At 69.9% G+C, this 15,955-nt stretch carries 13 protein-coding genes, 2 tRNA genes and 1 pseudogene; 10 read left to right on the forward strand and 6 right to left on the reverse strand.

The window, feature by feature from the left end:
* Nucleotides 1-64 precede the first annotated feature (64 nt).
* From gyrA to ACYVL2_RS03040, 3 genes and pseudogenes are all read left to right on the forward strand, one after another.
* Nucleotides 65-2,485: a DNA gyrase subunit A gene (gene gyrA / locus ACYVL2_RS03030; RefSeq protein ID WP_460540207.1), complete on the forward strand. Its 2,421-nt coding sequence runs from the start codon at nucleotides 65-67 to the stop codon at nucleotides 2,483-2,485.
* Nucleotides 2,486-2,701: 216 nt separating this feature from the next.
* A pseudogene (locus ACYVL2_RS03035) lies at nucleotides 2,702-3,172 on the forward strand (DUF3566 domain-containing protein); the annotation flags it as partial.
* Nucleotides 3,173-3,389: 217 nt separating this feature from the next.
* A tRNA-Ile gene (locus ACYVL2_RS03040) sits at nucleotides 3,390-3,466 on the forward strand.
* Between the two features lie 72 nt (nucleotides 3,467-3,538).
* Here the strand turns inward: ACYVL2_RS03040 and ACYVL2_RS03045 are convergent.
* Nucleotides 3,539-4,228 (reverse strand): HAD family hydrolase, encoded by a 690-nt coding sequence (locus tag ACYVL2_RS03045; protein ID WP_460540209.1) that lies wholly within the window; start codon nucleotides 4,226-4,228, stop codon nucleotides 3,539-3,541.
* An 82-nt stretch (nucleotides 4,229-4,310) separates the two neighbouring features.
* On the opposite strand from ACYVL2_RS03045, the gene ACYVL2_RS03050 reads away from it, so the two are divergent.
* From ACYVL2_RS03050 to ACYVL2_RS03060, 3 genes are all read left to right on the forward strand, one after another.
* Nucleotides 4,311-4,907, forward strand: coding sequence for a CGNR zinc finger domain-containing protein (locus ACYVL2_RS03050; RefSeq protein ID WP_460540052.1), 597 nt, complete (start codon nucleotides 4,311-4,313; stop codon nucleotides 4,905-4,907).
* A 168-nt stretch (nucleotides 4,908-5,075) separates the two neighbouring features.
* On the forward strand, nucleotides 5,076-5,207 hold the full coding sequence (locus ACYVL2_RS03055; RefSeq protein ID WP_460540054.1) for a DLW-39 family protein: 132 nt from the start codon (nucleotides 5,076-5,078) through the stop codon (nucleotides 5,205-5,207).
* 101 nt (nucleotides 5,208-5,308) lie between these two features.
* Nucleotides 5,309-5,381: transfer RNA gene (locus ACYVL2_RS03060), tRNA-Ala, on the forward strand.
* Between the two features lie 19 nt (nucleotides 5,382-5,400).
* On the opposite strand, the gene ACYVL2_RS03065 is transcribed toward ACYVL2_RS03060, so the two are convergent.
* Nucleotides 5,401-7,689 carry an ATP-binding cassette domain-containing protein gene (locus ACYVL2_RS03065; protein WP_460540056.1) on the reverse strand — a complete coding sequence of 763 codons (2,289 nt, stop codon included), beginning with the start codon at nucleotides 7,687-7,689 and terminating at the stop codon, nucleotides 5,401-5,403.
* Between the two features lie 62 nt (nucleotides 7,690-7,751).
* On the opposite strand from ACYVL2_RS03065, the gene ACYVL2_RS03070 reads away from it, so the two are divergent.
* The gene (locus ACYVL2_RS03070; protein WP_460540058.1) at nucleotides 7,752-8,705 is read left to right on the forward strand and encodes a helix-turn-helix transcriptional regulator; all 954 of its coding nucleotides are present in this window, start codon (nucleotides 7,752-7,754) and stop codon (nucleotides 8,703-8,705) included.
* 87 nt (nucleotides 8,706-8,792) lie between these two features.
* Here ACYVL2_RS03070 and ACYVL2_RS03075 read toward each other — a convergent pair whose 3' ends face one another.
* From ACYVL2_RS03075 to ACYVL2_RS03090, 4 genes are read right to left on the reverse strand one after another with little or no spacing between them, the layout of a single operon-like run.
* Entirely contained in the window at nucleotides 8,793-9,695 is a 903-nt protein-coding gene (locus ACYVL2_RS03075; protein ID WP_460540060.1) for an ABC transporter substrate-binding protein, read from the reverse strand.
* On the reverse strand, nucleotides 9,692-10,417 hold the full coding sequence (locus ACYVL2_RS03080) for an ABC transporter permease (RefSeq protein ID WP_460540062.1): 726 nt from the start codon (nucleotides 10,415-10,417) through the stop codon (nucleotides 9,692-9,694). Before ACYVL2_RS03080 ends, ACYVL2_RS03075 begins: the two co-directional genes overlap by 4 nt.
* Nucleotides 10,414-11,082, reverse strand: a complete 669-nt coding sequence (locus ACYVL2_RS03085) for an ABC transporter permease (RefSeq protein ID WP_460540064.1) — start codon at nucleotides 11,080-11,082, stop codon at nucleotides 10,414-10,416. Before ACYVL2_RS03085 ends, ACYVL2_RS03080 begins: the two co-directional genes overlap by 4 nt.
* On the reverse strand, nucleotides 11,079-11,891 hold the full coding sequence (locus ACYVL2_RS03090; RefSeq protein ID WP_460540066.1) for an ABC transporter ATP-binding protein: 813 nt from the start codon (nucleotides 11,889-11,891) through the stop codon (nucleotides 11,079-11,081). Before ACYVL2_RS03090 ends, ACYVL2_RS03085 begins: the two co-directional genes overlap by 4 nt.
* Before the next feature lie 699 nt (nucleotides 11,892-12,590).
* Here ACYVL2_RS03090 and ACYVL2_RS03095 point away from each other — a divergent pair.
* The 3 genes from ACYVL2_RS03095 to ACYVL2_RS03105 all read left to right on the forward strand — a co-directional run bounded on the left by ACYVL2_RS03095 (nucleotide 12,591) and on the right by ACYVL2_RS03105 (nucleotide 15,953).
* Nucleotides 12,591-13,046: a fluoride efflux transporter FluC gene (locus ACYVL2_RS03095; RefSeq protein WP_460540068.1), complete on the forward strand. Its 456-nt coding sequence runs from the start codon at nucleotides 12,591-12,593 to the stop codon at nucleotides 13,044-13,046.
* Nucleotides 13,043-13,405, forward strand: a complete 363-nt coding sequence (locus ACYVL2_RS03100; protein WP_460540070.1) for a fluoride efflux transporter FluC — start codon at nucleotides 13,043-13,045, stop codon at nucleotides 13,403-13,405. The genes ACYVL2_RS03095 and ACYVL2_RS03100 overlap by 4 nt, the downstream gene beginning before the upstream one ends.
* Before the next feature lie 97 nt (nucleotides 13,406-13,502).
* A complete protein-coding gene (locus ACYVL2_RS03105; RefSeq protein WP_460540072.1) occupies nucleotides 13,503-15,953 on the forward strand; it encodes a S8/S53 family peptidase in 2,451 nt (816 codons plus the stop codon).
* The last annotated feature ends 2 nt before the right edge of the window (nucleotides 15,954-15,955 follow it).

The following is a 15,955-nucleotide window of genomic DNA, read 5'->3' on the forward strand; positions in this document are numbered from 1 at the left end:
CAACCAAGACCTGGAGCAACTGGAGAGCCACGGCCGCATCGACCCGGTCGGCATCGAGGTGGAGATGCAGCGCTCCTACCTCGACTACGCCATGAGCGTCATCGTGGGCCGGGCGCTGCCGGACGTGCGCGACGGCCTCAAGCCCGTCCACCGCAAGATCCTCTACGGGATGTACGACGGCGGGTACCGGGCCGACCGGGGCTACGTCAAGTGCTCCCGCGTCATCGGCGACGTCATGGGCCAGTACCACCCCCACGGCGACTCGGCGATCTACGACTCGCTGGTCCGCATGGCCCAGCACTGGAGCCTGCGGTACCCGCTCATCGACGGCCAGGGCAACTTCGGCTCCCCGGGCAACGACCCGGCCGCCGCGATGCGGTACACCGAGTGCCGGCTCGATCCGCTCGCGATGGAGATGCTGCGCGACATCGACGAGGAGTCGGTGGACTTCGAGCCGAACTACGACGGCAAGACCACCGAGCCGACGATCCTGCCCTCCCGCATCCCGAACCTCCTCATCAACGGCTCCGAGGGCATCGCGGTCGGCATGGCCACCAAGATCCCGCCGCACAACCTGCGCGAGGTCGCCGAGGCCGTCAACTGGTGCCTGGACCACCCGGAGTCGACCGAGGAGGAGGCTCTGGAGGCGCTGCTCGGCATCGTCACCGGCCCGGACTTCCCGACCGGCGCCACGATCCTGGGCCGCGCGGCCATCGAGGACGCCTACCGGACCGGGCGCGGTTCGATCAAGATGCGCGCCGTCGTCGAGGTCGAGGAGGACAACAAGGGGCGCGCCTGCCTGGTCGTCACCGAGATGCCGTACCAGGTCAACCCCGACAACCTGGCCGAGAGGATCGCGGAGCTGGTCAAGGACGGCAAGCTCGTCGGCATCGCCGACATCCGCGACGAGTCCTCGGGCCGCACCGGCATGCGACTGGTCATCATCCTCAAGCGCGACGCGGTCCCGAAGGTCGTGCTCAACAACCTGTACAAGCACACGCAGCTGCAGGAGACCTTCGGCGCGAACATGCTGGCCCTGGTCGACGGGGTGCCGCGCACGCTGAACCTGGCGCAGATGGTGCGCTACTACGTGGCCCACCAGATCGACGTCATCGTCCGCCGCACCCAGTACCGGCTGCGCAAGGCCGAGGAGCGGGCCCACATCCTGCGCGGTCTGGCCAAGGCGCTCGACCTGCTCGACGAGACGATCGCGCTCATCCGCCGCTCGCCGTCGGCCGAGGAGTCGAAGGCGGGCCTGATGGACCTGCTCGACGTCGACGAGATCCAGGCGACGGCGATCCTCGACATGCAGCTGCGGCGCCTGGCCGCCCTGGAGCGGCAGCGCATCGTCGACGAACTCGGTGAGATCGAGACGAAGATCGCCGACTTCAACGACATCCTGGCCCGGCCCGAGCGGCAGCGCTCGATCGTCAGGGACGAGCTGTCCGCGGTGGTGCAGCGCTGGGGCGACGAGCGGCGCACGCAGATCCTCCCCGACGCCGGCGAGGTGTCGATGGAAGACCTCATCGCCCGCGAAGACATTGTGGTGACCATCACACACGGTGGCTACGTCAAGCGCACCAAGACCGACTCCTTCCGCTCGCAGAAGCGCGGCGGCAAGGGCGTCCAGGGCGCGCAGCTCAAGCAGGACGACATCGTCAGCCACTTCTTCGTGTGCACCACGCACGACTGGATCCTGTTCTTCACCAACAAGGGCCGCGTCTACCGGGCCAAGGCGTACGAGCTGCCCGAGGCCAGCCGCACCGCGCGCGGCCAGCACGTGGCGAACGTCCTGGCCTTCCAGCCCGACGAGACCATCGCCCAGGTCATCCAGCTCCAGTCCTACGAGCAGACCCCGTACCTCGTGCTCGCCACGCGGGACGGCCTGGTCAAGAAGAGCCGCCTCTCCGACTTCGACTCCCCGCGCACCGGCGGCATCGTCGGCATCAACCTGCGCGACGGCGACGAACTGGTCGGCGCGGCGCTCATCGACTCCAGCGACGACCTGCTGCTCGTCTCGCGCAAGGCGCAGTCGATCCGCTTCATCGCCTCCGACGAATCCCTGCGACCCATGGGCCGCGCCACCAGCGGTGTTATAGGGATGCGATTCGTTGGTGATGACGAATTGCTCACCATGATCGTGCTGCGCGATAATATGGACATCCTCGTGGCGACCAGCCGCGGATACGCGAAGAGGACTCCGGTCGAGGCGTACCCGCAGCAGGGCCGCGGTGGAAAGGGCGTTTTGACAGCGAAGATCACGGAACGACGCGGCGATCTGGTAGGTGCGCTGTCGGTGACGCCGGACGACGAGCTGTTCGCGATCACCTCGGAAGGAGGCGTCATCAGGACACCGGCGAAGCCGGTCCGCCGAACCACGGACCGGAACACCATGGGAGTCAAACTGATCGACCTGCCGGACGAGGTCTCGCTGCTCGCAATCACCAAGAGCGCCGAAGAACCCGATGATGGGCAGGACGAGTAGATGACGGAAGCGAAGGCCACCGCTGCGGAGACCGAACGCGAGGACGTCGAGGAGACGCCCGATCCGGTCGAGCAGTCGAAGACGGACGACGGCGACGACGCCGTCGAGGCGTCTTCGGACTCGTCCGCGGCCGACGAGGACAAAACGCTGACCATCCGACGCCCGCCGGGAATGCTGCCGCCGCCGGTGACACCCGACGAGGTCCCCGAAGTCGATCCGCCGCCCGCGCCGGCCGCGAACGTCACCAGTTCCACGCGCGTCGCCGACGCGGTCCGAGCGGCCAGGGCCGCCGTGTCGCAGGCCGCCTCCCGCGGCCCGCGCCGCGCCCGGCTCCGACTCAAGCGCATCGACCCGTGGTCGGTCATGAAGTTCTCCTTCGCCGTCTCCATCGTGCTGTTCATCGTCATGGTCGTGGCCACCACGGTCCTCTACATCGCGCTCGACGCGATGGGCGTGTTCGACACGGTCAACGACATGCTCGCCATGCTCATGGGCACCAACGGCGAAAGCGGCGTCGCCGCCGAGAACATCCGCATCACCGCCAAGGGCGTCATAGGAGCGGCCGCGCTCCTGGGCGTGGTGAACATGGTCCTGTTCACGGCGCTGGCGACGCTCGGCTCCTTCATCTACAACGTGTGCGCCGACCTCGTCGGCGGCATCGAGGTGACCCTCTCCGAACGCGACTAGGCCCAGCGGGCGACGGCCCGGGGAGCCCTTCGAAGGGGCCCCCGGGCCGTCGCCGTTCCGAAGGGGAGCCGCCGATGCGCGTCTCCGTGACGGCCGTCGCTGCGAGGGGGCCGGGTTCGCCTCCGCTCCCCTGGTGGGGTAACCTTTCTCAGCGTTGCCGATGAGGCGGCGCCGATCGCAGGAGAGTCGAGACTCCCCGCAGCATCCTGAAAAACCCGGGGCTATAGCTCAGGTGGTTAGAGCGCAGAGCTGATAACTCTGAGGTCGATGGTTCGAGTCCATCTAGCCCCACCACACGAATCCCAGTCCAGGCCTGGTGCCGGACTGGGTTTCTTTCATTCGGGGCCGAACGCGGCCGGATCGAGGCTAGGCCCCCAGCGCGTCCGCCAAATCATCCAGTCCTTCAAACCGCAGGTCGAAGCGGTCGGTGCTCGTCGGCGGATCCCCGGCGGGCCGCCGGACGTAAGCCGTCCGCATGCCGCACGCCCGAGCTCCGCGGAGGTCCCAGGCGTGGGCGGCCACCATCAGGATCCGCTCGGGCGGGCGACCGGCGGTGTCGACGGCGTACCGGTAGATCTCCGGCGCCGGCTTGTAGGCCGTGACGGTCTCACCCGACAGGGCTCGATGCCAGCGGAGCCCGGCGTGCGCGCCCAGTCCATGCAAAGCGGTACGGCCGGCGTTGGAGAGCCCGAACACGGTGAACCGTTGTGCGAGCCGCTCGAGAGCGCCGGCGGAGTCGGCCCATGGCGGCAGTCGCTGCGCCGCCGTGGCGAGCCTGGTGATGGCCGCGGAGTCGGTCAGTCCGGCACGGTCGGCGACCCGATCGGCGGCCTCGCCGTCGAGGACCTCGGTACTGACGTAGGCGCGCCGCCCCACCCCGATGCGACGCTGCTCGAGCTCCACATGCCGTTGCCACAGGGCGAGCAGCTCCTCGATCGCCGCGTCGCCAGCCGCCGGTACCGCTTCGCGGATCGCCTCCCGGAGGCCGCGGGGTTCGTCGACCAGGGTGCCGAGGACGTCGAAGACGATCACCTCGACGTCGCCGATCTCGGCCATGTGCGCACCCGCCCGTTCGCTCGTCACTGGTTGAAACGGTGACGATCTTGCCATAGAGAGCGTCACCTGTCAAGATGGTGACGTGGCATTCGCGTTCGTGAGCGGCAACTCGGCGCTCGATCTGACCGGCACCGTCGAGTCCCGGCGGGACGAACCGGTCGACCTCTTGACCGGCCCGGCGGACCTCGAGCGGTGGATCGACGCCTGCGACGAACTCCCCGACCGCGTCTTCGTCGACGCCGCCGGCTTCGCGTCCGCGTTGGCCCTGCGGGAGGCGACCTATCGGCTCGCGCTCGATCGGCTGCTCGACAGGCCCTTCGATCCGCGCGGCCTCGAGGTGATCAACGACGCGGCCGCCGGGCCGGTGCCGAGGATCGAACTCGGTGACGCGGGCCTGCGCGTGTCGGGAGACCTCCCTGCGGTGCTCGCCCAGATGGCCAGGAGCGGCATCGCGGTGCTCGCCGACCCCCGAGCCCGACTCAAAGAGTGCGGTCGCCCCGGCTGCACTCGCCTCTATCTCGACCGCTCCCGCGGCGCACGCCGTACCTGGTGCGGAATGGACGCGTGCGGGAACCGCGTCAAGGCCGCGACCTACCGGGCGCGCAAGCGAGCCGCGAACCCCCACGGGCCGGGCGGCGCGCCTGAAGAAAGCACCGGAACCGCGACCGAACCTGCGTAGGAACCCCGGTGCTGCCGGCGGTCTCCTCGTACACGTGGCGACTGCCGAGTCGGACACGCCTGCCGGACGGTCGGACAGGAGCCGGTTCGCTATGCTGTGTCGCATCGTGCAATGTCGAACCGGACGTTGCTCTACGCGGCTAGCTCTGGTATTAGGGGGCCTGGGTTCATGTGGAAGAAAGTGTTGATCGTCGCCGGCGTCGCGACCGTCGCCGTGGTGGTCGCCAAGAAGGTCAAGTCCATCAACGACGAGCGCACCCTGTGGCACGAGGCCACCACCTCCGCCGAGGACGTGCGCTGAGGCGAGGCGTTAGCCAACTCACTGCGGTCCGGGTATCCTCGCTGGAGCGATGAGCTCGGCGGGGATACTCGAACGGATCGCAGGACCCCCGAGGGGGGTACGGGGCTATAGCTCAATTGGCAGAGCACCTGCTTTGCAAGCAGGAGGTTAGGGGTTCGATTCCCCTTGGCTCCACAGACGGACATTGAGAACATTAGCGGTCATCGTTTCGATGGCCGCTCATGCTGTTCTCGACATGCCGATGCTCCGACTCCGGACCCGCCAGGAGCGCTTCGGCAGTGACAGTGCCGCTCATCTGCGCGACCGGCCCTTCGTAGAGGACCCGGCCGCCGTGCCTGCCCGGCCCCGGGCCGAGGTCGACGATCCAGTCCGCTCGTCGGATCACGTCGAGGTTGTGCTCGATGACCATGACGGTGTGCCCGCGATCGACCAGCTGATCGAGGACCTGGACCAGGGTGTCGATGTCGCGCAGGTGCAGCCCGGTGGTGGGCTCGTCGAGGACGTAGAGGGTCGGTTCGGCGGCCTCGCGCAGCGCCTTGGCGATCTTGACGCGCTGGCATTCCCCGCCCGAGAGCGTCGTGAGCGGCTGGCCGAGGCGGAGATAGCCGAGCCCGACCCGCTCCAGGTGGTGCAGTGACTCGCGGATCGCCTTGTCCGGCAACAGGTCCATGGCATCGGCGACGGTGAGGTCGTCGACGTCGGCGATAGACAGGCCGTTGACGCGATGGCGGAGCATCTCACTGGTGAAGCGCCTCCCGCCGCAGGTCTCGCAGACGGATTCGTGACCGTCCATGAAGGCCAGGTCGGTATAGATGACGCCGAGGCCCTTGCACATGGGGCAACCGCCGTCGGAGTTGGCGCTGAAGCGTTCGGCGGGCAGCCCGGTCCGCCTGGCGAAGAGCCTGCGGATGGCGGCGGCGATGCCGGTGTAGGTGATCGGCGTGGATCGGCGGTTGGTGCCGACGGGCTTCTGGTCGATGACGACCGCGTCGTGCTGGTCGACCAGTTCCCCGGCGAGGCTGGACTTGCCCGAGCCCGCGACGCCGGTGAGGACGGTGAGGACTCCAGTGGGGATGTCGACGGTCAGGTTCTGAAGATTGTTGCGGGAAGCCTCTTTCACCGTGATCGTGCCCGACGGCGCTCTCGGTTCGGTCGTGAGCGGCGCCCGCTCGGCAAGCGCCGTCGACGTCAGGGTGTGCGCCGTCCGCAGTGCTTCGAAGGTGCCTTGGAAGACCAGTCTCCCTCCGTCGGCCCCGGCATCGGGGCCGATCTCGACGATCTGGTCGGCGATGGCCATGACGGCGGGGTCGTGCTCTACAACGAGGACGGTGTTGCCCTTGTCGCGCAGTTTCCGCAGCAGCGTGGTCATGGCGTCGATGTCGTGCCGGTGGAGGCCGACGGTGGGCTCGTCGAAGATGTACAGCATCTCGACCATGCTGCTGCCGAGGTGTCTGACGGTCTTGATCCGCTGCGACTCACCGCCGGAGAGGCTGGTGGTGGCGCGTCCGAGATGCAGGTAGCCGAGTCCGATCGTGATCATGGCCCGAAGCCGGTCCACGAGTGCGTCCGTGACAGGTGCGACAGTCGGGTCGTTCAGGCGCGACACGAATTCGGCCAGCTCGGTCGCCTCCATGAGGGCCATTTCCCCGATCGTCCGACCGAGGACGGTGGCGCTGCGAGCCTTCTCGTTGAGGCGGTCGCCGCGACAGTCGGGGCAGGTCTCAGAGCGGGTGAACCGGGCGATGGTCTCCCGCTTGCGGTCGGACAGGTTGTCGGCGGTGCGCAGGTAGATCCGCTCGAACCGCTCCACCACGCCCTCGTAATCCTCCGGTGGCCTGGTCCCGAGGCGGGCGGCGTGCTCGCCACCGTAGAGCAGGGCGCGCCGCTCGCTCTCGGTCCACTCGCGGAGCGGAGTGTCGGCCTCGAAGCCGCCGATGTCGGCGTACCGGGAATACCAGTAGCCGCCGCTGCCGAAGCCCGGCACCAGGATGGCGCCTTGGGAGAGTGACCGGTCCAGGTCCAGGACGCGGTCGACGGCGGTCGTCACGATGTCGCCGAGTCCGGAGCAGGTCGGACACATGCCTTCGGGGTCGTTGAACGAGAATCGGTTCGACTCGCCCACATGGGGTGTGCCGATCCGCGAGAACAGCAGCCGCAGGTAGGTCCAGGTATCGGTGATCGTGCCGACCGTGGACCGGGCGTTCCCGCCGATCCGGCGCTGATCGATCAGCACCACCGGGGACAGCCCCTCGATCTCGTCGGCTTCGGGCCGCTTCCATTTGGGGAGCCGGTTGCGAGCGAACGGCGGGAACGTCTCGTTCAGCTGATGGCCGGCCTCGGCGGCGATCGTGTCGAACACGAGCGACGACTTGCCCGAGCCCGACACGCCGACGAACACGACCAGGCTGCCGCGCGGGATGTCCACGTCCACGGACTTCAAGTTGTTGGTCCGAGCGCCTCGGACACGGATTCGCTTCGTCATGACATCGACGCTACGACCAGATGTGGCCGGTACCTGTCCGCAATTTGCGCGATCATGATGGCATGGCCGACGTCACTCAGCGCACACTCGCCCTGCTGACCACGCTCCAGACCGGGCGGTCGTTCAGCGGCGAGGAGCTCGCCGCACGACTCGGTGTCAGCCCGCGAACGGTGCGGCGCGACGTTGATCGTCTCCGCGGTTACGGATACCCGGTGGCGACCCGGCCCGGTCCGGGCGGCCACTACCGGCTCACCGCTGGAGCCGTCCTGCCGCCGCTCATGCTCGGCGACGACGAGGCGATCGCGACCCTCCTCGGCCTGGCCGCCCTCGCCGCCACCGGCAGCGCGGCCGAAGGCAGTCTGGACGACGCGGCCACCCGGGCCTACGGCAAGATCGAGCAGTATCTGCCGAAGCGCTCGCGATATCAGGCGGCGCGGCTGCGGGCGAGCTTGGAGACCGTCCCAGCCCCGGCCCCGAGCGCCACCGCAGGGGTCCTGGGCGACCTGGCCGACGCGATCGAGCATCGGCAGGTCGTCGGTTTCCGCTACGAACGCAAGGACGGCGAGGTCACTTCACGGCGCGTCGAACCGTACCGGCAGATGCACCTCAACCTGCGCTGGTACCTGCTCGCCTGGGACCGCGACAGGCGCGACTGGAGGGTCTATCGCATCGACCGGATCACCGCCCTGCGAACCTCGACGGACGTCTTCGCGCCGAGGCCGCTGCCCGCCGGCACCGCGATCGACTACCTCAAGGAAGGGCTCCATCAGCGCCGCGAGCGCGTCGTCCTCACGGTGGAGGCGCCGGTGGCCGCCGTGGCCGACGCATTCCGATACCAGGAGGCCGAGCTCGAGTCCTTGGGCGAACGACGGACCAAGGCGGTGCTGTGGCTCGACACCTGGGAGTGGCTCCTGCTGAGCCTGGCCTTCCTCGACGTCGACTTCACCGTCGACGAACCGCCCGCCTTCCGGGCCGCCCTGGCGGATTTCGGGGCGCGCCTGCGCAGCTGCGGATGAGAGCGCTCGGAGGCGAAAGGAGCACAACGGCCGGGCAAAAGCCCGGCCGTTGCACATTCAATGCACACGTCTTGAGCCGGCCGGGACCTAGCTCGAGTGTTCGGCGAGCCAGTCGGCGGCGATGACCGATGCCGGCAGCTCTTCTTCGACACTGCGGACGTTCAAGGCGACGAGGTCCTCGGTGTCCATGCTCGCGCTGATGTCGTTGACGATCGCCGCGGCTTCCTCGTCGACGTTGTCGCTGGCGAGCGGCACCACGTTCGAGGCGAGGAAGAGCCCTTCGGTGTCCTCGAGCGTCACCAGATCGCCGGTGGTGAGCGACGGTGAGGCGGTGTAGATCACGGCCAGCTGGATGTCGCCGTCCTGGAGGGCCTTCACGGTGAGCGGTCCGCCGCCGTCTTCGATCGGCGTGAAACCGATTTCGATGCCGTAGGTCTCCATCATGCCCTCGGGACCGAACGCGCGGTTCTCGGCCTCGGAGTTCGCGCCGAGCACCAGGGGCACGGTGACATCGGCGAGGTCGCCGATCTCGGTGAGGTCCCATTCCTCGGCGAACTCCCGCGTGACCGTGTAGGAGTCCTGGTCGTTCGCCGCGGACTGGTCGAGCACCCGCAAACCGTCCGGAACCGTCTCGGACAGTTCGGCGTACACCTCGTCGGCCTTGGTCGCCTCGGTGTCGGGGTTCCAGTACTGGAGCAGCGGGCCGGTGTACTCGGGGAACAGGTCGATCCGGCCCTCCTCGATCTCCGGCAGGTACGCCTCGCGCTGCCCGATGCGGAACTGGCGGTCCACGGTGTATCCCGCCTCTTCGAGGGCCTGGGCGTATATCTCGGCGATGATCTCGTTGGAGTAGTAGTCCTGGGAGCCGATGACGATGGTCTCGCCGTCGCCCCCGTCGGATCCCGAGGAGAGCGGATCGTCGCTGGAGCAGGCGGCGAGCGCGGACGTTCCGGCGAATGCGAGCACCGCGGCGAATACGCGTCGTTTCATGAGGTCGGGCCTTTCTGGACTGACTGGTCGTGGTCGGATTCGGAGGTGGCGACCGAGCGGGCGGGGTCCGCCAACCGGGTCGCGGCGTAGCGTTGCGCGGCGGCGAATGCGATCTCCAGCAGCAGGGCCAGGCCCGCGACGAGAAGGGCTCCTGCCAGCATCTGCGGGTAGTCCCGGGACTTCAGGCCGGTGAACAGGTATCGGCCCAGGCCGTAGTCGGCGATGTAGGCGGCCAGCGTCGCGGTGGCGACCACTTGGAGGGTCGCCGCTCGGACGCCGCCGAGGATGACCGGCGAGGCGAGCGGGAGCTCCACTCGGAGGATCACCTGGTGCGGTCGCATCCCGACGGCCTTGGCCGCCGACACCGTGGCGGGGTCGACGGTCTGGACGCCGGCGTAGGCGCCGGCCAGCACCGATGGGACGGCCAGGATGACGAGCGCGGCCAGCGACGCCTGCAGTCCGATGCCGTAGGCCAGCGCGAACAGGGTCAGCAGCCCGAGTGTCGGGATGGCGCGGGCCGCGCCGGTCAGGGCCCCGATGAGTCCCGCGCCGCGCCTGCCGTGTCCGATGAGGACGCCGGTGGGGAGCGCGACGGCCACGGCGGCGCCGACGGCGCCGGCGGTGATCGCCAGGTGCTGCAGGGTCCGGGTCGGTATGCCGTTGTCGCCCGACCAGTTCGCCGGGTCGCCCAGCCATGCCGCGGCGTCCATGAGCAGGCTCATCGTTCGCCTCCCGCGATCCGCGGACGCCGGCGGTGCGAGCGGGTCCACGGAGTGAGGGTCCGACCGGCCGCCAGCAGCAGACCGTCGAGCGCCAAGGCCACGACGATCGTCGCGATGACGCCGACGGCGACCTCTTCGGTGATGCCGCGCTGGAACCCGTCGGTGAGCAGCGATCCGAGGCCGGGCACGCCGATGAGCGCGCCGATCGTCACCAGGCTCACCGTGCTGACGGCGACCACGCGCGCTCCGGAGAGCAGCACCGGGACCGCCAGCGGCAGGTCGACGCGCCAGAACACGCTGCGGGGCGAGTGGCCGACGGCGAGCGCGGCGGAGCGTACCTCGGCGTCGACCGACGCGAAGGCGTCGGCGGCGGTGCGGACCAGCAGCGCGGTCCCGTACACCGTGAGCGCGGTGATGACGGTGGCCGCCGAGCGCAGGGGGAAGCCGAAGATCGCCGGGATGATGATGAGCAGCGGCAGCGCCGGGATCGCGTACATGAGGCTCGCTGCGCCGAGCACGAGCCCGCCGACGGCCGGCCGCCGGTTGGCGAGCCGTCCGATGGGGACGGCGATGACGACGCTCAGGACGATCGCGGGGACGCTCAAGAAGAGGTGGTCCCCGGTCAACTCGATCACGTACGGCCAACTGTGCGTCAACCACGTCATGGCCGCAGCACCCCGACCGGTCGGCCCGTGCCGTCGACGGCGACGTCGCGGCCGTCGATCCGTTCGACGGTGAGTCGCCGCTCGGCCCGGTCGGCGCCGATGAAGTCGCGCACGAAGTCGTCGGCGGGGGCGGCGAGGATCTCTGCGGGCGCGCCGCGTTGGGCGATCACGCCGCCGCGGCGCAGGACCACGACCTCGTCGCCGAGCCGCAGGGCCTCCTCGACGTCGTGGGTGACGAACACGATCGTCTTGCCCAGGTCGGCCTGGAGTCGCACGAGCTCGTCTTGGAGTTCGCGGCGCACGATGGGGTCGACCGCGCCGAACGGTTCGTCCATGAGCAGGATGTTCGGGTCGGCCGCGAGCGCGCGGGCGACGCCGACGCGCTGCTGCTGGCCGCCGGAGAGCTGCGAGGGGTATCGCGAGCCGAGCGAGGCGTCGAGGCCGACCCGCTCGAGCAGTTCGGCCGCTTGGGTTCGGGCGCGTCGGCGGGGCGTCCGGTTGAGGACCGGGACGGTGGCGATGTTGTCGAGGACGGTCCGATGCGGCATGAGGCCGCCGTGTTGGAGGACGTAGCCGATGGATCGGCGCAACGCGACCTGGTCGCGGCCGGCGACGTCCTCGCCGTCGATGGCGACGCGCCCGGAGGTCGGCTCGACCATCCGGTTCACCATCTGCAGGAGGGTCGTCTTGCCCGATCCGGAGGACCCGACCAGTACGACGGTGCGGTGGGAGGGCACCACGAGCGAGAAATCCCGGACGGAGACGGTGCCGCCCGGGTAGGTCTTCGAGACCGATTCGAACTCGATCATGTCCGCTCCCGTTCGCGCTCGGGACTGCTCCGATCCCGAACTCTACCGCCCGGGCCCGATGCCGAAACATCGTCGTGTCGATGGGTCCCCCATCCCGGCGCAGCGCTTCGAGCGCATGGGAATCATGCTCCCGCAGACGAATCGCTCAGGTGAGGCGAGAGAACCCGGTCAGGAGGAGGGACGGTCGTCGTTGACCGCCGACCGATCGTAGCCGAGGGCACCGACGACCCGGGCTCGTCGGCGGTGAGCGGTAGCCTCTCGGCGCCGCCGACGGGCCGAGCGGACCGTGTGAGCGCGGGGAACCGACGCCGGTAGCGGTGTCCTCGCGGACGTAGTGTGGGAAGCTCCGATATTCGGGCTTCCGGGAGGCCGATATGCCGCAGGTCGAGGTGCGCCGGACCGTGGAGGCGCCGATCGATGTCTCTTCGGCGGCGGGTGGCGCTTCACCGAAGCCGGCCCCGGCCGCACCGAGGCGACGTGGAAGTACACCTTCTCCTGCCGCCCGGGACTCCTGCGGCCGCTCACCGAACCGATCGGGCATCTGATGCTGCGCCGGGACATCGAGCGCCGGATCGACGCCTTCGCCACGGCGTGCTCCGATCCGCAGATCACCGCCGCGGCTCTCGAGGAGTGAACCGCGACGACCGATGCCGCACCGGCCCCGGCGCCGAACCGGCCGCTTCCCAGTACATTCGAGTCGTGCCACGAACCACCGCCGGAGATTCGCGCCGCATGCTCGGCGCGATCTCCGGCACCGCGCTGCTGGCCGTCTCCGCCGGCGGCGCCATCGGAGCGGTCGCCCGCTACGGCCTGACCGTCGCCTTCCCCGCGCCCCCGGGTTCGTTCGGCATCGCCACGTTCGCCGCCAACACCATCGGCGGATGCCTCATCGGCGTCCTCATGGTGCTCGTCACCGAGGTCGCGCCAGGCACCAGACTCGTGCGCCCGTTCCTCGGCGTCGGCGTCCTCGGCGGCTTCACCACCTTCTCGGCCTACATCCTCGACATCGGACGCGCCGCCAACGCCGGAGCGGCCCTGGTCGCGGTCACCTTCGCCTTCGCCACCATGGCCGCCGCGCTCCTCGCCGCGGCCGCCGGCATGTACGCCGCCCGCCGACTGCTCGTCCACCGCCGCCGAACCGAGGGCGAGCGGTGACCCTCCTGCTCGTGGCCGCCGGCGCCGCCGTCGGCGCGCCCCTGCGCTTCGCCACCGACCTCCTCCTCGCCCACTACGCGGGCCGCCGACTGCCGTGGGGCACCCTGGTCGTCAACGTGACCGGCTCGGGCCTGGCCGTGTTCTTCGCCCTCACCGTCGCCGGCCCCGACTGGACCGCGCTGCTCACCATCGGCTTCTGCGGAGCGCTCACCACCTATTCGACCCTGTCCTACGAGACGCTCCGCCTCGTCGAAGACGGACGCTGGCCCCACGCGCTCGCCAACGTCCTCGCCAACCTCGGCGGCGGCCTGGCCGCGGGGACGGCCGCGTTCGGTCTCGCGCACCTGTGGTTCCTCTGAGCGCGACACGCGGCAACGCTCCGGCTCCAATCCGCCGATCGGCCCCGGCCGTGACCGAAGATCGGGTTCCTGTCACTCGCTTCGAGAGGAACCCTCGATGCCGGGCCACCGCGCCATCCCGATCGCCGCCGTACTGCTGCTGCCGCTGCTCGCCGCCGAACCCGCGCGAGCCGACGCGCCCGACCAGGTCTGGCTCGTCGAACTCGAGCCCGGAGCCGACGCCGCGGCGTTCGCATCGGCCGCCGCCGACCACGACATCGACCTTCGCCACGACTTCGAGCGGATCTGGAACGGCGTCTCGGTCGGCGCCGACGCCGCCACCGCCGAACAGCTCGAATCCCTCGACCCCGTCGAACGCGTCTGGGCCGACGCCGAATTCACCGGCCCCGGCCGTCCCGACCGCCAAGCCGAACTCGCGCTGGCCGTCGAGACCACCGGCGCCGTCGACGCGCACCGACGCGGCATCGACGGCGCCGGCGTCAGAGTCGGCGTCATCGACACCGGCATCGACTACACCCACCCCGACCTCGGCGGCTGCTTCGGTCCCGGTTGCCGCGTCGAGGTGGGCACCGACTTCGTCGGCGACGAATACGACTCCTCGGACCCCGAGCGCGAAACCCCCGACCCGGACGACGATCCCGACGACTGCGCCGGACACGGCACCCACGTCGCCGGCATCGTCGGCGCCGACGGCGACGTCACCGGCGCCGCGCCCGGCGTCGAGTTCGGCGCCTACAAGGTCTTCGGCTGCGAGGGATCCACCAGCGCCGAAGTGATCCTGCAGGCCCTCGAAAGGGCGCTGGCCGACGGCATGGACGTGGTCAACCTGTCCATCGGGCAGCCGTTCCAATGGCCCGAATACCCCACCGCCGAAGCCGCCGACGCGCTCGTCGACGAAGGCGTCGTGGTCATCGCCTCGATCGGCAACAGCGGCGAGGCCGGCGTCTTCTCGGCCTCGGCCCCCGGAGTCGGCGTCGACGTCATCGGCGTCGCCTCCACCGACAATCCCGCCCGGCGCATGAACGCCGCCCGCGTCGAAGCCCTCGACCGGAGCGTCGGCTACACCACCGTCGAAGCCACCGCCGCGCCCGAGCCCGGCGAGGAGACCGACCCGCTGGTGTGGCTCGGACGCGCCTGCTCGGGCGACGAATCCGAAGGCGACGTCGCAGGCCGCGCCGCGCTCGTCCTCCGCGGCGGGTGCACCTTCGAAGAGAAGTACGACCGGGCCGTCGACGAGGGCGCCACGAGCGTGGTCGTCTACAACGACCGGCCCGGGCCTTTCAGCGGCGCCGGCGTCGAGGACCGGGGCGCGCCGATGATCGCCGTCACCGGCGCCGACGGCGACGACCTCCGCGATCTGGCCCGGATCGGCGCCCGGCCGACCGTCGAGTTCGAGTCCGGCACCGTCCTGGTCGACCTGCCGCGCGGCGGACTCGCCTCCGAATTCACCTCCTTCGGACCGGCCCCCGACCTGACGCTCAAACCCGACCTCGCCGCTCCCGGCGGCGGCATCTGGTCGACCTGGCCGGTCGACGACGGCGCGCACCGGTCCCTGTCGGGCACGTCGATGTCCGCCCCGCACGTGGTCGGCGCCGCCGCGCTCCTCCTCCAGACCGACCCGAGCCTCGTCCCGGCCTCGGTTCGCAGCCGACTGGTCAACACCGCCCGGCCCGTCCCCTGGGGTGAGAACCCCGGACTCGGCCGGCTCGAGCCGATCCACCGGCAAGGCACCGGCGTCCTCGACATCCCGGCCGCGCTCGAGGCCGGAGGATCCCTGTCCCCCAGCGGCGTCGACACCGGACACGGCACCGGCCCGCGCACCTTCGAGATCCACCTGACCTCGCGAGAACTGCACCCGCGGACCTACCGGCTCGAACACCGTCCGGCGATCGCGACCACCGGCGACATCCGCGACCCCGGATTCCACGTGGCCGAACCGGCAGTGACCGTCGAACCGGCCCAGGTCCGCCTGCGGCGCGGCCAGAGCGCCACCGTCACCGTGACCGTCGAGGCCGGCCCCGACCTGCCGCACGGCAGCGTCTTCGGCGGCCTCGTCGTGGCCGAACCCGACGGCGGCGGCACCGAACTGGCCGCCTCGTACGCCGGTTACCACGGCGACTACCTCGCCATCCCCGTCCTCGAGCACCCCGATTACCCGAAACTCGCCGTCGCGATCGACCAGGACCAGGACACCGGCGAAGCCGACTATCGTGATCTGCGCGAAGGCGAGACCTTCAGCATCGGGGACGACACGCTGCCGACCGCGCTGGTCTACCTCCACCACATGCCGCGGGCCATGGAGGTCGTGGTCGAGAACACCGACACCGGCGAGACCTTCACCTGGGACCGCGAGGAGTTCCTGCCCCGCTCGGCCGGTCCCGACGACACCGCCGCGATCGGCCTCGCCGCGTTCGACGAGGACCGGCCCGGAGTCCTGGAGCCCGGGAGCTGGCGCATGGAGGTCCGAGTCCTCAAAGCCCTCGGCGACGAGACCGACCCCGACCACTGGGAGCAGTGGCGATCTCCGACGATCCGACTCGCCGAATGAGC

Source organism: Glycomyces halotolerans (assembly GCF_054779575.1).